This window comes from Polaribacter reichenbachii, from assembly GCF_001975665.1.
Taxonomy (GTDB): Bacteria; Bacteroidota; Bacteroidia; order Flavobacteriales; family Flavobacteriaceae; genus Polaribacter; species Polaribacter reichenbachii.
In genome coordinates, this window is sequence record NZ_CP019419.1 from 1,979,486 (window position 1) to 1,997,720 (window position 18,235).

The 18,235-nt window shown below is 29.7% G+C and carries 17 protein-coding genes; 10 read left to right on the plus strand and 7 right to left on the minus strand.

The window, feature by feature from the left end; translation table 11 throughout:
• Window positions 1-56 precede the first annotated feature (56 nt).
• Window positions 57-605 carry a DUF4136 domain-containing protein gene (locus tag BW723_RS08215; RefSeq protein WP_068356228.1) on the plus strand — a complete coding sequence of 183 codons (549 nt, stop codon included), beginning with the start codon at window positions 57-59 and terminating at the stop codon, window positions 603-605.
• An 80-nt stretch (window positions 606-685) separates the two neighbouring features.
• Here the strand turns inward: BW723_RS08215 and BW723_RS08220 are convergent, their stop codons facing one another.
• Window positions 686-1,711, minus strand: a complete 1,026-nt coding sequence (locus tag BW723_RS08220) for a glutamine synthetase beta-grasp domain-containing protein (protein ID WP_068356226.1) — start codon at window positions 1,709-1,711, stop codon at window positions 686-688.
• 167 nt (window positions 1,712-1,878) lie between these two features.
• On the opposite strand from BW723_RS08220, the gene BW723_RS08225 reads away from it, so the two are divergent.
• The gene (locus tag BW723_RS08225; RefSeq protein WP_068356224.1) at window positions 1,879-4,062 is read left to right on the plus strand and encodes a glutamine synthetase III family protein; all 2,184 of its coding nucleotides are present in this window, start codon (window positions 1,879-1,881) and stop codon (window positions 4,060-4,062) included.
• 318 nt (window positions 4,063-4,380) lie between these two features.
• Window positions 4,381-5,559 carry an AIR synthase related protein gene (locus BW723_RS08230; RefSeq protein ID WP_068356217.1) on the plus strand — a complete coding sequence of 393 codons (1,179 nt, stop codon included), beginning with the start codon at window positions 4,381-4,383 and terminating at the stop codon, window positions 5,557-5,559.
• 78 nt (window positions 5,560-5,637) lie between these two features.
• On the opposite strand, the gene BW723_RS08235 is transcribed toward BW723_RS08230, so the two are convergent.
• Complete coding sequence (locus BW723_RS08235) at window positions 5,638-6,153, minus strand: VOC family protein (RefSeq protein ID WP_068356214.1); 516 nt, start codon at window positions 6,151-6,153, stop codon at window positions 5,638-5,640.
• Window positions 6,154-6,310: 157 nt separating this feature from the next.
• Here BW723_RS08235 and BW723_RS08240 point away from each other — a divergent pair, with 157 nt between their 5' ends.
• From BW723_RS08240 to BW723_RS08250, 3 genes are all read left to right on the plus strand, one after another.
• Window positions 6,311-6,592 (plus strand): winged helix-turn-helix transcriptional regulator, encoded by a 282-nt coding sequence (locus BW723_RS08240; protein WP_068356211.1) that lies wholly within the window; start codon window positions 6,311-6,313, stop codon window positions 6,590-6,592.
• Between the two features lie 232 nt (window positions 6,593-6,824).
• Window positions 6,825-9,374: an adenosylcobalamin-dependent ribonucleoside-diphosphate reductase gene (locus BW723_RS08245; RefSeq protein ID WP_068356208.1), complete on the plus strand. Its 2,550-nt coding sequence runs from the start codon at window positions 6,825-6,827 to the stop codon at window positions 9,372-9,374.
• A gap of 165 nt (window positions 9,375-9,539) precedes the next feature.
• On the plus strand, window positions 9,540-10,847 hold the full coding sequence (locus BW723_RS08250) for a sensor histidine kinase (RefSeq protein WP_068356204.1): 1,308 nt from the start codon (window positions 9,540-9,542) through the stop codon (window positions 10,845-10,847).
• A 14-nt stretch (window positions 10,848-10,861) separates the two neighbouring features.
• Here BW723_RS08250 and BW723_RS08255 read toward each other — a convergent pair whose 3' ends face one another.
• Window positions 10,862-11,305 carry a DUF6265 family protein gene (locus BW723_RS08255; RefSeq protein WP_139059050.1) on the minus strand — a complete coding sequence of 148 codons (444 nt, stop codon included), beginning with the start codon at window positions 11,303-11,305 and terminating at the stop codon, window positions 10,862-10,864.
• Window positions 11,306-11,376: 71 nt separating this feature from the next.
• Here BW723_RS08255 and prfA point away from each other — a divergent pair, with 71 nt between their 5' ends.
• The gene (gene prfA, locus BW723_RS08260) at window positions 11,377-12,453 is read left to right on the plus strand and encodes a peptide chain release factor 1 (protein ID WP_068356198.1); all 1,077 of its coding nucleotides are present in this window, start codon (window positions 11,377-11,379) and stop codon (window positions 12,451-12,453) included.
• A gap of 137 nt (window positions 12,454-12,590) precedes the next feature.
• Complete coding sequence (locus tag BW723_RS17700) at window positions 12,591-12,740, plus strand: hypothetical protein (protein ID WP_157578334.1); 150 nt, start codon at window positions 12,591-12,593, stop codon at window positions 12,738-12,740.
• A gap of 145 nt (window positions 12,741-12,885) precedes the next feature.
• On the opposite strand, the gene BW723_RS08265 is transcribed toward BW723_RS17700, so the two are convergent.
• The 4 genes from BW723_RS08265 to BW723_RS08280 form a co-directional block, all read right to left on the minus strand.
• Window positions 12,886-14,166: an NAD(P)/FAD-dependent oxidoreductase gene (locus BW723_RS08265; protein WP_068356195.1), complete on the minus strand. Its 1,281-nt coding sequence runs from the start codon at window positions 14,164-14,166 to the stop codon at window positions 12,886-12,888.
• Window positions 14,147-15,517, minus strand: a complete 1,371-nt coding sequence (locus BW723_RS08270; protein WP_068356193.1) for an exonuclease domain-containing protein — start codon at window positions 15,515-15,517, stop codon at window positions 14,147-14,149. The genes BW723_RS08265 and BW723_RS08270 overlap by 20 nt, the downstream gene beginning before the upstream one ends.
• Window positions 15,518-16,174 (minus strand): ribulose-phosphate 3-epimerase, encoded by a 657-nt coding sequence (gene rpe, locus BW723_RS08275; protein ID WP_068356191.1) that lies wholly within the window; start codon window positions 16,172-16,174, stop codon window positions 15,518-15,520.
• A 224-nt stretch (window positions 16,175-16,398) separates the two neighbouring features.
• The gene (locus tag BW723_RS08280; protein WP_018942691.1) at window positions 16,399-17,262 is read right to left on the minus strand and encodes a sigma-70 family RNA polymerase sigma factor; all 864 of its coding nucleotides are present in this window, start codon (window positions 17,260-17,262) and stop codon (window positions 16,399-16,401) included.
• 201 nt (window positions 17,263-17,463) lie between these two features.
• On the opposite strand from BW723_RS08280, the gene BW723_RS08285 reads away from it, so the two are divergent.
• Window positions 17,464-18,033, plus strand: a complete 570-nt coding sequence (locus BW723_RS08285; protein ID WP_068356190.1) for an RNA polymerase sigma factor — start codon at window positions 17,464-17,466, stop codon at window positions 18,031-18,033.
• Window positions 18,034-18,036: 3 nt separating this feature from the next.
• On the plus strand, window positions 18,037-18,222 hold the full coding sequence (locus BW723_RS08290) for a hypothetical protein (RefSeq protein WP_068356186.1): 186 nt from the start codon (window positions 18,037-18,039) through the stop codon (window positions 18,220-18,222).
• Window positions 18,223-18,235: the final 13 nt, after the last annotated feature.

Consider the following 18,235-nt stretch of genomic DNA (forward strand, 5'->3'; position numbering starts at 1 on the left):
GCTGTGCATCATCAATTTGGCACATTTTTTGATAAATTATTGTTAAATTTAATATTATGAAAACTGTAAAATTATTATCATTATTTCTTCTAGTAGGTTTATATTCTTGTAATACAGTAAAGGTGGTTACTGATTATGATACGAAAGTAGATTTTAACCAATATAAAACCTTCGCATTTTATAAAACAGGAATTGACAAAGCTGATATTTCTAGTTTAGATAAAAAAAGAGTTTTACGTGCAATTGAATCTGAATTACTAGCTCAGGGTTTTACAAAATCTGAAAATCCAGACATGTTAGTGAGTATTTTTACAAAATCTAGAAGAAAAGTAAATATTAACCAAAATAACACTTGGGGTTATGGCTTTGGCTGGGGATGGAATCCTTATATGTGGAATGGTATGAACAATAATATTAATGTAAACGAATATACAGAAGGTACGTTGTTTATCGATTTTATAGACAAAGAAAAGAAAGAATTAGTGTGGCAAGGAATTGGTACAGGCGCTTTAAAATTAAGTAATGTAGAGAAAAAAGAAGAAAGAATTAAGCTGTTTGTAAAAGAGATAGTTTCAAGATTTCCTCCAGGACAAGAGAAAAAGTAAATGACTTTAAATCTATAAATAAAAAACTCCGAAATTTAAATTTCGGAGTTTTTATTTTTGTATCGTTTATTACTTAAAATCTAGCTAATATCTGCAGATTTAACAGTCTTAATAATTCTTCCTGCAATTTTGTAAGGATCACCATTAGAAGCTGGTCTTCTATCTTCTAACCAACCTTTCCAACCTTTCTCTACAGCAATAATTGGAATTCTAATTGATGCACCTCTATCAGAAACTCCCCAAGAGAAATCAGTAATAGCAGCAGTTTCGTGTAAACCAGTTAAACGTTGGTCGTTAAACTCACCATAAACAGCAATATGCTCGTCTACAACAGGTCTAAAAGCTTCACAAATTTTTCCATAAGTCTCTTCAGAACCACAAGTTCTTAAAACTGAGTTAGAGAAGTTTGCGTGCATACCAGAACCATTCCAGTCCATATCTTTACCTAATGGTTTTGGATGATAATCTATATAGTATCCATATTTTTCAGTTAATCTGTCTAATAAATAACGAGCAATCCAAATTTCATCACCAGCTTTTTTAGCTCCTTTTGCAAACAATTGAAACTCCCATTGTCCAGAAGCAACTTCTTGATTAATACCTTCGAAGTTTAAACCAGCATCAATACATAAATCTGCATGCTCTTCTACTAAATCTCTACCATGAGTATTTCTACCACCTACAGAACAGTAATACATTCCTTGTGGAGCAGGATAACCACCAACAGGGAAACCTAAAGGCAATTGAGTCTTTTTATCCATAATGAAATATTCTTGCTCAAAACCAAACCAGAAATCATTATCATCATCATCAATAGTAGCTCTACCATTAGAAACGTGAGGTGTACCATCTGCATTTAAAACCTCTGTCATTACTAAGTAACCATTAATTCTTGCAGGATCTGGATAGATTGCAACTGGTTTTAATAAACAGTCAGATGAACCTCCTGATGCTTGTTTAGTCGATGAACCATCAAAAGACCACATTCCTAGTTCTTCAACTGTTCCTTTGAAATCTTCATGCTCTTCTACTTTGGTTTTACTTCTCATGTTCTGAGTTGGAAAATACCCATCTAACCAAATGTATTCTAATTTAATTTTTGCCATAATTATTTATTGTGTGTGATGTTAATGATACAAAAATGGCTTTTTTTGTATTGATATCAAAAAAAATGGGGGTTAAAAATTGAAAATGAAGAGAAAATAATTTTATCCCTATTTTTTATGGGGTATATTTGTTTAAAAAATAAAAATTACCCTTTAAAAATCATATTATGTCAACAATTAGGTTTTCTGCGTTGCAAGAAATATTGAACAGAACTGCTAAAAAAGTGCTAGAAAATGAAAAAAGATCCGTTTTGTTTGGCAAAAATGTATTTAATAAACACGCTATGCAACAGTATCTTACAAGAACTGCATACGAAAGTGTAATGAATGCAATAGAAAAAGGGACAAGAATTGACCGTAAAATAGCAGATCAAGTTGCAGTGAGTATGAAAGATTGGGCAATCTCTAAAGGTGCTACTCATTATACACATTGGTTTCAGCCTTTAACAGGTGCAACAGCAGAAAAACACGATGCTTTTTTCGAATCTATAAACGGTAGTTTAGCCATAGAAAAGTTTGATGGTGAGCAATTAGTGCAACAAGAACCAGATGCCTCTAGTTTTCCAAATGGCGGAATTAGAAATACTTTCGAGGCTAGAGGTTATACAGCTTGGGACCCAACATCACCTGCATTTATTTACGAAACCACTTTATGTATTCCAACAATTTTTGTGGCATATACTGGTGAAGCATTAGATAATAAAACGCCTTTATTAAGAGCTTTACAAGCCATAGATATACACGCAACTGCAGTTTGTAAATATTTTGATAAAAATGCTACAAAAGTAAACGCAACTTTAGGTTGGGAGCAAGAATATTTTTTAATTGATGATGCACTTGCTTATTCAAGACCAGATATTTTAATGACAGGTAGAACTTTGTTAGGTCATATACCCGCAAAAGGTCAGCAGTTAGATGATCATTATTTTGGCAGCATACCAGCAAGAGCAATGAGTTTTATGCAAGATTTAGAGCAAGAATGTATGTTGTTGGGTATTCCTGTTAAAACAAGACATAACGAAGTTGCACCAAATCAGTTTGAATTAGCACCAATTTTTGAAGAAGCAAATTTAGCTGTAGATCATAATTCTTTATTAATGGATGTGATGCATAAAATCTCTAGACGCCATCATTTTAAAGTGCTTTTTCACGAGAAGCCATTTGTGGGTATAAATGGTTCTGGTAAACATAATAATTGGTCTTTATCAACCTCTGATGGTACAAATTTGTTAAGTCCGGGTAAAACACCAATGAAAAATTTACAATTCTTAACCTTTTTTGTAAACACCATAAAAGCGGTTCAAGAAAATGAAGAATTGTTAAGAGGTTCTATAGCCTCTGCGAGTAACGATCATAGGTTGGGAGCAAACGAAGCGCCACCTGCAATTATGTCTGTTTTTATTGGTAGTCAGTTATCTAGAGTTTTAGATGAGCTAGAAAATGTAACTATAGGTAAACTTTCACCGCAAGAAAAAACGGATTTAAAACTAAATATTATTGGTAAAATTCCTTTAATTTTATTAGACAATACAGACAGAAATAGAACATCTCCTTTTGCGTTTACTGGTAATAAATTCGAGTTTAGAGCAGTAGGTTCTTCACTTAACTGTGCAATACCTATGACTGTTTTAAACACCATTGTTGCCAAACAATTAAAAGAATTTAAATTAGAGGTAGATGCTTTAATAGAAGATAAAAATTTAAAAAAGGATGAAGCTGTTTTTAATGTATTAAGAGAATACATTAAAGCATCAAAAAACATTCGTTTCGAAGGTGATGGTTATGGAAATGCTTGGGAAAAAGAAGCAAAAAAACGAAAACTAAGTAATAATAAAACCACACCAGAAGCATTACAAGTAAAAATTTCTAAGAAAACAGTTGCTTTGTTCGAGGAAATGAATGTGATGAATAGTATAGAGCTAGAAGCAAGATATGAAATTCGCTTACAAGAATACACAAAACGTTTACAAATAGAAAGTAGAGTTTTAGGAGATATTGCCAGAAATCATATTGTGCCAACAGCCATTAATTATCAAAATACTTTATTAGAGAATACTAAGAATTTAAAAGAAATTTTTGGTGAAGAATATAAGAATATTGCCAAAGAGCAAATCGAATTGATTATGATTATCTCTAATCATATTACAGAAATTAATGCGTTAACCAACAAAATGATAGATGAACGCAGAAAAGCAAATAAGTTACAAGGATTAAAATCTGCACAAGCCTATTGTAATAAAGTAAAGCCGTTTTTCGATGATATTAGATATCATTGTGACAAGTTAGAAACAATGGTAGACGATAATTTGTGGCCTTTAACAAAATACAGAGAATTATTATTTACAAGATAAAATACTTTAAAGAGTCAAGTTTATAAGGTTTTGGGCGTTTTTACGGGCTTTCATTACTCGCTTTTTTCGATTTCGATTTTCATCAAATCTAAAAAGAGCTCAAACAAACCATTCAATCCCTAACGCAAATTGATAACTCAAAAGCCTGTTCTTTAAATAAACGAATAGAAACAGCAAACCTCACAGCACTAAAAACTGTGAGGTTTGTCAATAATTTATTATGTGTTTTTAATGTTTTTAGATAGTTAAAACTTTTAAAGACAAACTCATATTATTTTCAATCAAAAACCTAAATTTGCAATTCACAACACAACAAGTATGAGTCAAGAAGTTTCTAAAAGATACGCACAAAGAGGTGTTTCTGCATCAAAAGAAGATGTACACAATGCAATTAAGAATATAGACAAAGGTTTGTTTCCGAAAGCATTTTGTAAAATAGTACCAGATTATTTAACAAATGATGAAGATTATTGTTTAATAATGCACGCAGATGGTGCAGGTACAAAATCTTCTTTAGCTTATATGTATTGGAAAGAAACTGGAGATATTTCTGTATGGAAAGGCATTGCACAAGATGCTTTAATAATGAATGTTGACGATTTATTATGTGTTGGTGCAACAGATAATATTATGTTATCATCAACCATTGGTCGTAATAAAAGTAAAATTCCTGGCGAAGTTTTATCAGCAATTATAAACGGAACAGAAGAACTTATAGAAGATTTAAAAGGTTTTGGAGTTACCATACATTCAACAGGAGGAGAAACTGCTGATGTTGGTGATTTAGTACGCACAATAATTGTAGATTCTACAGTAACTGCAAGAATGAAACGTGCCGATGTAATTGATAATGCAAACATAAAAGCTGGTGATGTAATTGTTGGTTTAGAATCTTTTGGACAAGCAACTTACGAAACAGAATATAATGGAGGAATGGGTTCTAACGGATTAACATCTGCAAGACATGATGTTTTTCATAAATATTTAGCAGAAAAATATCCAGAAAGTTTTGATTCTGCTGTACCCAATGATTTGGTGTATTCTGGAAACACAAAATTAACAGATAAGGTTGCAGATTCTCCTATAGATGCTGGTAAATTAGTATTATCTCCAACAAGAACGTATGCACCAATCATCAAAGAAATTTTAAATAATTTTTCTTCGGATAAAGTACATGGAATGATTCATTGTTCTGGAGGCGCACAAACCAAAATTTTACATTTTGTAGATAATTTACACATTGTAAAAGACAATATGTTTCCAATTCCGCCATTATTTAAATTGATACAAGAACAATCAAAAACAGATTGGAAAGAAATGTATCAAGTATTTAACTGTGGTCATAGAATGGAAGTATATGTTTCTCCAGAAATTGCAGAAGACATTATTTCTATTTCAAAATCGTTTCATGTTGATGCTAAAATTGTAGGTAGGGTAGAAGCGTCAGAAACAAAAAAGTTAACGATTAAAAGTGAGTTTGGTGTTTTTGAGTATTAAAAAAATCAAACTTTAAAATATTTAAAAACCTCTAAATTATATCAATTTAGAGGTTTTTTTATGTGAAATAATTCTTAATTAGTTTTTTTGATAAGCTCCAGAAGAATAAGTTAACTCGTAACTGTGAGTGTAAATTTCAAAAACAATTCCAAAAGGATCTTCTACATAACACATTTTAAAAGGCTTATCTTTTGGGTAATATTCTCTAATTGGCATTCTTTGTTTACCACCATAAACCACAATTTTATCAATTAAATCTTCAATATTTGGGTCTTGAATACAAAAATGAAACAAACCAGTATTAAAAGGATTAAACTCTGGTGCTTCTTTAATTCCATGAGGAAAACAAAATAACTCAACTCCAACACCATCAGAAGTTGCTAAATGTGCAATTTCAAACTCTTGCCAATCGTTACCAAAAACATCAATACACATTTGGCCAATTGCAGTTTCAGCTTCTTTTTTAATAGTAGAGGGTTCCATAATAATATACCAACCCATAACTTCTGAGTAAAACTTTACAGCTTCTTTTATGTTTGGCACTGTTAAACCAATATGTGAAAATGATTTCGGGTAATTCTTATTTGTTGTCATAATATATAAATTAGATTACAAAATTAAATTATATTTACCTGTTGGGCAATAACTTACTAAAAAGTAGTATAGTTACCTAAATGAGTAAAATAATGATTATCAATAAAATAAATAATAAAAATTGAATACAAAAATTAAATGTCCTTTAAATTATACAATGAATTTAATAGGTACAAAATGGAAGCCATTAATATTGTTTCATTTATTAAAAGGTGATTTACGTTCTGGAGTTTTACAAAAACATATAGAAGGGATCTCTAATAAAATGTTTACGCAAACTGTTAGAGAATTAGAAAAAGATAAACTGGTTTTTAGAAAAGTGTATCCTGTAGTGCCTCCAAAAGTTGAATATGGTTTAACAAAAAGAGGTAAATCTTTAGAAAAAATTTTAAGAAATTTAGATAAATGGGGTTTAGAAGATTGTAAAAATCACGATTAGATTTAATTGTAGCTTACCTTTTTAAAGAGTTTTTAATTTTAATAGTATTTAGATTGCTGTTTCTTAAAAATTCAATTTACTTGTTAACTTTTAAGTGTTAATAAGTTTGTAACTTGCTGTAAATCATTGTTGTGTTGGTTTTTTTTGAAAACTTTATGACATTTATCATCTTTTAGGTTTTGTTTTTTGATGACTTTTATTTCTTCAAAATCAAATTAATCTACCTAAAACAATGAAATCTAAAACTGTAATTTCTCATCAAAAAACTTACTCAAGAGAGGAGGCTTTAAAAGCTGCTAACACCTATTTTAAAGGAGACGAATTAGCGGCTTCTGTTTGGTTAAATAAATATGCTTTAAAAGATTCTTTAGATAATATCTATGAAAAATCTCCTGATGATATGCATCAAAGAATTGCAAAAGAAATTGCAAGAATAGAACAGAAATATAAAAATCCATTAACAGAAAAAGAAATTTTCGAAGTCATTAAAAATTTCAAATATATAGTGCCACAAGGAAGCCCTATGGCCGGAATTGGAAATCCTTTTCAAATTGCTTCTTTATCCAATTGTTTTGTAATTGGTAATAATGGCGAATCAGATTCTTATGGTGGAATCATGAAAATAGACCAAGAACAAGTACAGTTAATGAAACGTAGAGGTGGAGTAGGTCACGATTTATCTCACATTCGTCCAAAAGGTTCACCAGTAAAAAATTCAGCATTAACATCAACAGGAATTGTTCCTTTTATGGAGCGTTATTCTAACTCAACCAGAGAAGTTGCGCAAGATGGTAGAAGAGGTGCTTTAATGTTATCGGTTTCTATCAATCATCCAGATGCAGAAGATTTTATTGATGCAAAATTAGAACAAGGTAAAGTTACTGGTGCAAATGTTTCTGTAAGAATAGACGATGCTTTTATGAAAGCTGTAAAAAGGGATGAAAAATACACTCAATTATATCCTACGTTTAGTAAAAATCCTTTGTATTCAAAAGAGATTGAGGCTACTAAAATTTGGAAAAAAATTGTACATAATGCTTGGAAATCTGCAGAACCAGGAATTTTATTTTGGGATACTATAATCAACGAATCTGTACCTGATTGTTATGCAGATTTAGGTTACAAAACGGTTTCTACAAATCCTTGTGGCGAAATCCCTTTATGTCCTTACGATTCTTGTAGATTATTGGCAATGAACTTGTTTTCTTATGTAGAAAATCCTTTTACTGATAAGGCTGAATTCAATTTTGAATTATTCAAAAAACATATTGTCATTGCTCAAAAAATGATGGATGACATCATTGATTTAGAATTAGAAAAAATTGATGGAATTTTAGTCAAAATTGATGCAGATCCAGAAACAGATAATGTAAAAGCAACAGAAAGAAATCTTTGGTTAAACATCAGAAAAAAAGCTTACGAAGGCAGAAGAACAGGAATAGGAATTACTGCAGAAGGAGATATGTTAGCAGCCTTAGGTATTCGTTATGGTAGCGATAAAGGAAATGAATTTTCTACAGAAGTTCATAAAATATTAGGTGTAGAAACTTACAGAGCATCAGTAAATTTAGCAAAAGAAAGAGGCGCATTTTCAATTTTTGATTCAGACAGAGAAAAAGACAATCCGTTTATTTTAAGATTAAAAGAAGCAGATAGTAAATTGTATTACGAAATGCTAGAATATGGTCGTAGAAATATTGCTTTATTAACCATTGCACCAACAGGAACAACAAGTTTAATGACCCAAACTTCTTCTGGAATTGAGCCTGTTTTTATGCCAGTTTACAAGCGTAGAAAAAAGGTAAACCCTAATGATAAAGGTGTACGCGTAGATTTTGTTGATGAAGTTGGTGATTCTTGGGAAGAGTATGTTGTTTTTCATCATCGTTTTAAACAATGGATGCAAGTAAATAATATAGATACCACTAAAAATTTTACGCAAAAAGAGATTGATGAATTGGTGAAAAAATCGCCTTATTACAAAGCTACATCAAACGATATTAATTGGGTAAGTAAAGTAACTATGCAAGGCGCAATTCAAAAATGGGTAGATCATTCCATAAGTGTAACTGTAAATTTACCAAATGATGTTACAGAAGATTTGGTTGGTGAATTGTATTTAAAAGCTTGGGAAGTTGGTTGTAAAGGTGTTACTGTTTATAGAGATGGTTCGCGTTCTGGAGTTTTAATTTCTGCGGATGACAAAAGTGATGAAAAAACAATAAATTCAGGGTTTCCTAAAAAAAGGCCTACTGAATTAGAAGCAGATGTTGTTCGTTTTCAAAATCAAAAAGAAAAATGGATTGCTTTTGTGGGTATTTTTGATAATAAACCCTACGAAATTTTTACAGGTTTAGTAGATGATGAAGATGGAATTTTAATTCCACGTTCAGTAGAAAATGGATTGATTATTAAAAGTAAAGATGAAAAAGGAGTTTCTCGTTACGATTTTCAATATAAAAATAAAAGAGGTTATAAAACTACCATAGAAGGCTTGTCTCATAAATTTAACCCAGAGTTCTGGAACTATGCAAAATTAATTTCAGGAACGTTAAGACATGGAATGCCTATTGATAAAGTAATAGATTTAATACAAAGTTTACAGCTAAATTCAGAGTCTATTAATACATGGAAAAATGGAGTGCAAAGGGCTTTAAAACGTTATGTAGAAGATGGCACAAAAGCCAAAGGACAAACTTGCGATAATTGTAATTCTACAGATTTAATTTATCAAGAGGGCTGTTTAACTTGCCAAGAATGTGGTTCTTCAAAATGTGGATAATCATTGATTATAAAAAAAACTTCAAATATTCATAATATTTGGAGTTTTTTATTGCAAAATGAAATAATTTAAAGCTTAAAATCGATTTAAAAATAAAGATTTAATTTGTTTTTATAATATTGTATCTTAGTAGATAATAATAGGTTACAAAAAAAAGGCGATTTTATGAGTAGTATAACTTCAAATGAGAAAGGAAATGAGGATTTTGAAAAACAAGAAGCAAATAAGATAATTCAACGTCAACTACGTTTTCAAAATTTATTAATTAGTATTTCTACAAAATATATTAATTCAGATTTATCAAATATCGATGAATTGGTGAATACTTCTTTAAAACAAATAGGCGAGTTTGTTCAAGCAGACAGAAGTTATGTTTTTTCTTATGATTTTATAAATAATACTTCTAGTAATACTTATGAATGGTGTGCAAAAGGTATTATTCCAGAAATTGAGAACTTACAAAATCTTTCTATAGAATATATTACACATTGGTTAGATGCACACAGAAAAGGACAGGCTTTTTATGTAGAAGATGTAAGTAAATTGCCTAAAGATGGTGATTTAGGTTTGCGAGCTATTTTAGAGCCTCAAGGCATACAAAGTTTAATAACGATACCTAAAATTAAAAACAATGAATTAATTGGTTTTATAGGTTTCGATTCTGTAAGAAAAATTAATAAGTATACAGAAAACGAACAAGAAATACTTTTTGTTTATGCCAATATGTTGGTTAATGTAATTCAACGAAAAGAACATGAAGAGGTTATTAGAAAACAAGAAGAGAAAAAAGAAGAGTTGTTAAAAAGCCTTTCCCATCAAAACGATGAGTTAAATAAATATGCGCATGCAGTATCTCATGATTTAAAAGCACCTTTAATCAATGTTCAGACCTTAATAGATTGGTTTATAGAAGATCATAAAGATACTATACAAGAAGATTTTTCTGAGCTTTTAAAAGAAATTTCTCTAAATGTAGAGAAAATGAATTTGCTAATTAAAGGGATTTTAGATTATTCAACAATAGATCGATTAGAAAACGACGACAGAGATATCGATTTTAATTCACTGTTAAATGGTGTTTTAAAAAGTCTTAAAATTCCAGAACATATTACCATTAAAGTTCATGAAAACTTACCAACTGTATATGGTAACATTTGGCGGTTTAAGCAAGTTTTTGTCAATTTAATAGATAATGCAATTAAATACAGTAATAAAGAAAAAGGAATAATAGAAGTTGGTGTAACAGATAAAAATGAATACTATGAGTTCTTTGTAAAAGACAATGGAATTGGCATTAATTCTGATTATTTTGATAGAATATTTAAGGTATTTACCAAGTTAGAAAGTACCAGTTTATCTTCTGGTGTAGGCTTATCTATTGTTAAAAAAATAGTAAATTATTACAATGGTAAAATTTGGATTGAAAGTGAATTAGGCTCAGGAACAACTTTTTATTTTACAATTTTAAAGTAATAACAGTTGTATTTTTAAAAAGAATTTTTAGTCTTTTCAAAAATAAAATCAATTCTAAAATCTTCAGCAGAAACAGAAGCTTTTAACTGTTTGTTGTCTAAAATGTATTTTATTCTATTAGGGAATTCATTTTTCGGGTTTTCGCAAACAAAAGAAGTGTCTGTCTGTTCTGTAAATTTAAATAAAGTTGGTTTTTCATTTACACCTTTAACCTCTAAATACAAAGTGTCTTTAATGGTTATAATACTCAAAATTTCTTGAAAAGACCTTTTTTTACCTTTCATTGTATAACCCATTCCTACTAAATTAGTATTCCACATTTCATAAGTTTGGCTACCAGGTTTATCATTTAAACGTTTCCATTCACCAATTAAAAAAGTAGGTTTTTGTGTTTTGTTGATATTACTATTACAAGAAAATATCAATAAAAACGAACATAAAATAAGTAGCTTTTTCATAAAAAAAAGATAGGTTTTTTCAAATATACCTATAAAAATTGTAAATTCGCAATCCAAGAAAAGAGGACAAGATGTTAGATAAATTAAGAATTGTAAAACAACGTTATGATGAGGTTTCTGATTTAATTATTCAGCCAGAAATCATTATGGATCAAAAACGTTATGCACAATTAATGAAAGAGTATAAAGATTTAGGTGATGTTGTTAAGAAAGGTGATGAATACAATACTCTAATGAACAACATAGAAGAAGCAAAAGAAATTATTGCTGATGGTTCTGATGCTGAAATGTCAGAAATGGCAAAAATAGAGATTGATGAAGCTAATACTCGAATTCCGCAATTAGAAGAAGAAATTAAATTCTTGTTAATACCTAAAGATCCAGAAGATTCTAAAAATGCAGTTGTAGAATTACGTGCAGGTACAGGTGGTGATGAAGCTAGTATTTTTGCAGGAGATTTATTTAGAATGTACACAAAATATTGCGAAGGTAGAGGTTGGAAAGTTTCTACTGTAGATTATTCTGAAGGTACAAATGGTGGTTTTAAAGAAATTCAATTTGAAGTAAATGGAGATGACGTTTACGGAATTTTAAAATTCGAAGCTGGCGTGCATCGTGTACAAAGAGTACCACAAACAGAAACACAAGGTCGTGTGCATACTTCTGCAGCAACTTGTATGGTTTTTCCAGAGGCAGAAGAATTTGATGTAGAGATTAATCCAAAAGAAGTAAGAATCGATTTTTTCTGTTCTTCAGGACCTGGAGGTCAGTCTGTAAATACTACATATTCTGCTGTTCGTTTAACGCATATTCCTACAGGTTTAGTGGCTCAGTGTCAAGATCAAAAATCGCAACATAAAAATAAAGAAAAAGCATTTAAGGTTTTACGTTCTCGTTTATACGATTTAGAATTGGCTAAAAAACAAGCAGAAGATGCTTTAAAACGTGGTTCTATGGTTTCTTCTGGAGATAGAAGTGCAAAAATTAGAACGTACAATTATGCACAAGGTCGTGTTACAGATCACAGAATTGGATTGTCTTTATACGATTTGCCTAATATTATGAATGGCGATATTCAGAAAATTATTGATGAATTAATGTTAGCAGAAAACACAGAAAAATTAAAAGAATTAGGAGACGGAATTTAATCTTCCTTTTCTTTCAAAATATCTAAAATCTCAAAATGAAAAATTTTGAGATTTTTTATTTGAGTTAATTTTTAATTGATATGAATCAATAAAGATTGCACCTTCCTTGTACTTTTGAAGTAACAAAAAAATAAATTATGATTGCTACAAAAATATTAGGACTTACTGCTGCAGTAAGTAAAAGTAAAAAACTAAAAATTGCTTTATTATTAGCTGAAGTAGCATTATTTGCCTTCGCTCTTAGAAAAGATAAAGATATAGATAAAAAAATGCTTGAAAAAAACTAAATTGCTAAAAGAAATTAAAAATTAATTATTTACGATTCCCCCTGTTATTATATTAAGATATTAATTAAACATGTAAATCATTAATTTATTACGAACAATATGGCTTCAAATTATTCTGAAAAGATATTTTGAGGCTATATTTTTGTTAAGAATACTCAGAAGTTAACTCATCTGTGATAAAACCATCTTCTAAGGTTTGTATAACGCCTAAAGCAGCTCTTTCTCCAGAAATTATTGCAGCGTTTAATGAACCATTTAAAAGTTGATCTCCAGCTAAAAATAAGGTAGATTTTAACTTGGTTTCTGAACTCGAAATTTCGTATTGTAAATTAGTTGTTGCTGGTAAAGCTTTCTTAATTTTATAGTGTTTGATAAACTTTTTTACATCTATGCCACAAAGTATTTTTAAATCTTCGGTTACTTTTAAAATTAAATCTAAATCATTTAATGAATGATTTTTTACTACGGTTACAGAAAGTAAATCTTTATCAGTTTTGTTTGATGAAGGTAAACTTGTATAATAAAAAATATTATTAATAAGTGCATTTTCATCAGCAATTAAACCAATTAAAGGTTTTTTTATAACTCTTTCATTAGTCTCAAAATATAAGGTGTCACAACTTGTCCAAGTAGTTTCTTGGTTTTTTAAGTTGCTAACTAATGGACTAGCATCAGTGGCGATAATGGTAATATGACTTTCAATTTTATCACCATTGTCTAAGATAATTTCTTTGTCCTTTACTTCTTTTACAAATGTATTAAACTTAAACGTTGTGTTTTTTAATTTGGCTTTTAACTGATTAGGGATTTCTTGAATTCCGTTTTTAGGTACAGCTGCAAATCCATTACCAAACATTTTATAAACAAATTCAAACATCCTGCTAGGAGTTGCTAAATCTGGTTCAAGGAAAATTCCGCTAAAAAAAGGTTTAAAAAAATCATTGATAATTTCTTTAGAAAAACCAAAACTTTGCAAATATTTTAAAGTCGATGTTTCATCAGTATTAAATATTTCATGAATGGTTTTCTTTTTTAAAATTGTGTTTAATTTTAAGATTTTTGTTTTGTCAGAAAAATTACCAATAGATGAAAAAAGCGTAGGAATTAACAAAGAAAAATTTCTTAAAGGATCTCCAATTGTTTGCGATTTACCATCTTTAAAAATTGCAGCACCAGGTAAAAACTTTTGTAAATCTAAAGCATCGTAATTCAAATATTTTTTTGCAGCTGGATAAGAAGTTAATAATACTTGAAATCCTAAATCTAAATTATGACCTTTAATCATTTCAGATTTTACACGCCCACCAACAGAATCTGAAGCTTCTAAAATTGTAGGATGATATCCGTGATTTTCTAAAATCTGAGCCGCAATTAAACCACTAATTCCTGCACCAATTATATTTATTTTATACGCTGATTTTTTCATTTTCTTTTTTCTTTAAATAAGAACCAATTATTCTCTGAATATCTCTGTTGTCTTTTTGGGGTTGTACAAAAAACTGATAATCTTCTGGATTAGTTAATTGTTTGGCTTGATCAATATCGACATAGCCAAAACCTTTGTATATTCCGTCTAAAATTAAGGCAAAACCAACTTCATTTTCAGTTCTTCCAGTTTCTTTAATTACCAAATTTTCGGCTCCAATTCCAATAGATTTTATCGCTTCTTTTACGCGTAAGTTATAATCTTCTACAGACTCTTTATCGCAACAAATACCTTTACATTCTTTAATTTGATAATGAAAACAAGTAGTAACATTGGTTTGTAAATGACAATATTTTGGACACAATTCAAATTCTTTACACAGATATTCTAAATGATTTCTAACTTCAGAAACATTGTAATATTTGGTTAACGCATTTGGCACTAGTTTTAAACGATTATAAGCCAAGTGTAAAATTCCTTTTTTGTCTTCGTAAGAAAATAAGCCTATAGCTTCTCCAGATTTTCTCTGAGCTCTATTGTATTTTGGGTAAATATGTTTTATTTCTGATGATTCATACAAAAGTGCTAGTAATTCACTGCCAGTTTCTACGTAAGAAATATCTGCAGTTTCTATACACATATTCTGTTCTTTCTTTTTTTTATCGTAAAAATGACTGATAACTCTCTGTTTTATATTATTAGCCTTACCAACATAAATAACTTCTTTGGCTAAATTTTTAAAATAATAAACGCCAAAAGTTTCGGGTAAATTGTCAACTACTTTTTTGTCTAAAAGTGGAGGTAAAGTAGCTTGTCGCGAACGCGGATTTAAAAAAGAATTGATAATAAAATTATCATCTCTTTCAATTAATCTTCTAAACAATTCTGTAGTAGCTTCAGCATCTCCTTTTGCTCTGTGTCTACCATTAATTTCAATGTTTTCATCAGTACAAATATTACCTAAACTATAAGAATTTAAACCAGGTATTATTTTTCTTGATAAACGAACTGTACAGAGTTTTTTGCGCTTAAAATCGAAACCTAAACTTTTGAATTCTGCCTGAATAATATTATAATCGAAGTTTACATTATGAGCTACAAAAATGGTGTTTTCTGTAATTTCTGCTACTTTTTTTGCTATCTCATAAAACTTAGGTGCATTTCTAACCATTGCATTTGTAATGCCAGTTAGATTGGTAATAAAAGGAGGTATATTTTGCTCTGGATTTACTAAGGATGTAAACTCATCTACCACAACTTTGCCATCAAAAACAAAAATGGATATTTCAGTTATTTTCTGACCTTTATATCCATTTCCTGTGGTTTCTATGTCTACGACTGTGTATAGCAATTATGCAATTATATTTTTTAAATCTGCAATAGTTTCTGTTGGGTTTTCTGCTCCAAAAACATAACTACCAGCCACTAAAACATTAGCGCCAGCTTCTATTAATTTGTTTGCGTTTTTGTTGGTAACCCCACCATCTATTTCTATTTGGCAAGAAGACTCTGTAAACTCAATTAAGTGTCTTAATTGACTCACTTTTTTATAAGTATTTTCTATAAATGATTGTCCGCCAAAACCTGGATTTACACTCATAATACAAACTAAGTCTAAATCTGCAATAATGTCTTCTAAAACTGCAATTGGTGTATGCGGATTTAAAGCAACTCCTGCTTTCATTCCTGCAGCTTTTATGGCTTGTATTGTTCTATGTAAATGTGTACAAGCTTCATAATGTACAGTTAAAATATCGGCACCTAAATCTGAAAAAGTTTGTATGTATTGGTCTGGATTTACAATCATTAAATGTACATCAATTGTTTTTGTAGCGTGCTTGTTTATTGCTTTTAAAACTGGCATTCCAAAAGAAATGTTTGGTACAAAAACGCCATCCATAATATCAATATGAAACCAATCTGCTTCACTATTGTTTACCATTTCTATGTCTTTTTGCAAATTGGCAAAATCTGCCGCTAAAATTGAAGGTGCAATTAAATTACTCATTAGTTTATTACTGTTTTTTGCAAAGATAATTAATTAGTTAATGAACTTAGTTTGAATTAAATCAAAATCTTTAGCAAACAAGTTTAGCCCTGATTGAACGATTTGTTTGAGCTCTTTTTGTTTTTTTACAAAAAAGCGAGTAGTGAAAGCAGGAAATAGCTTCAAATAAAAAAAAACTCCCAAAAATGAATTTGAGAGTTTTAAATTTTATAAATTTTTAATGATTAACCTAAGTAAGTCATTAAAATTTTAGATCTAGAAGTATGTTTTAATCTTCTAATTGCTTTTTCTTTAATTTGACGAACACGTTCTCTTGTTAAATCGAAAGTTTCACCAATTTCTTCTAATGTCATTGGTTGGTGTTCACCTAAACCAAAGTATAATTTTACAACATCTGCTTCTCTAGGAGTTAATGTTTCTAAAGCTCTGTTAATTTCAATTCTTAAAGATTCGTGTAATAAAACACGATCTGGATTTGGAGACTCACCAGAGTTTAAAACATCGTATAAATTAGAATCTTCACCTTCAATTAATGGTGCATCCATAGATACGTGACGTCCAGAATTTTTCATAGATTCTTTTACGTCATTAACAGTCATGTCTAATTTCTTAGCAATTTCTTCTGCAGAAGGAGGACGCTCGTTTTCTTGTTCTAAGAAAGCGTACATTTTGTTAATTTTATTAATAGAACCAATTTTGTTTAAAGGTAAACGTACAATTCTAGATTGTTCTGCTAAGGCTTGTAATATAGATTGACGAATCCACCAAACAGCATAAGATATAAATTTAAAACCACGAGTTTCATCGAAACGTTTTGCAGCTTTAATTAAACCTAAATTACCTTCATTAATTAAATCTGGTAAAGTTAATCCTTGATTTTGATATTGTTTTGCAACAGATACAACAAATCTTAAATTGGCTTTGGTTAATTTTTCTAATGCTCTTTGATCACCAGCTTTAATTAACTGTGCCAATTCTACTTCTTCATCTGCAGTAATTAAATCTACTTTACCTATTTCTTGTAAATATTTGTCTAGGGATGCAGTTTCTCTATTAGTAACCTGCTTGGTAATTTTAAGTTGTCTCATCTAATTCTCTCTGACTTTTTAAAGGATTAATGTATTGCTACAACTTATTATACGTAACAACTTATATAAATGTTACAAAATGCTTCATTTTTTTTTAAAAGATTAAAAAGATACATTCAACGTGTTAAAATTACTGATTAGCTTTTTTTTAAAAATTCTTGTGACTTATTACTTTCTTTTGTGTCTTAAAGATAATCAATATTGAAAACAAGTACTTTAGATAAGTTAACAGACGAAGAATTGGTCTTTAAAATAGTAGAAACAAACAACTCGCAATTGTTTGCTCTCTTATATGATAGATTTTCTAAAGTAGTTTATAATAAGTGTTATGGTTTTGCTAAAAGTAAAGAAGAGGCAGAAGATTTAACTCACGATGTTTTTATTCGATTATTTATTAAGTTAAAAACATTTAAAGGAAACTCTAAGTTTTCTACTTGGTTATATTCCTTTACGTATAATTTTTGTGTGAATTATGTGCAAAGAAATAATCATAAAAAACAAGAAAAAGTAACTGTAGTTACTGATGTTATTAAAGACGATGAAGTATCTCAAGAAATTGATGATGCTGCATTATTTGAATTAAAGTCAGATAAATTAGCCAAGGCTCTAGATTTAATGGAGCCCAAAGATAAGATGATTCTTTTAATGAAATATCAAGATGATATGAGTATTAAAGAAATTAAAGAGGCTTTAGATATTGGTGAAAGTGCAGTAAAAATGCGTATTAAAAGAGCTAAACAAAAAGTGGTAAGTATTTACGGCGAATTATAAAATATGGGGAATCCCTTTAAGAAAATATTGCATCATTATGAAGTGCCAGAAGTACTCAAAGAAAAAGTGCTGAATGACATTAATATGATAAAGCTAACAATTGATGTTGCTGATTTGTTTTTGGTGAAATACCCAAATACAATTGGCGATATTTTGGGTGCTAATAATCCCAAAAAAGAAGATAACTAACTAATAATACAGC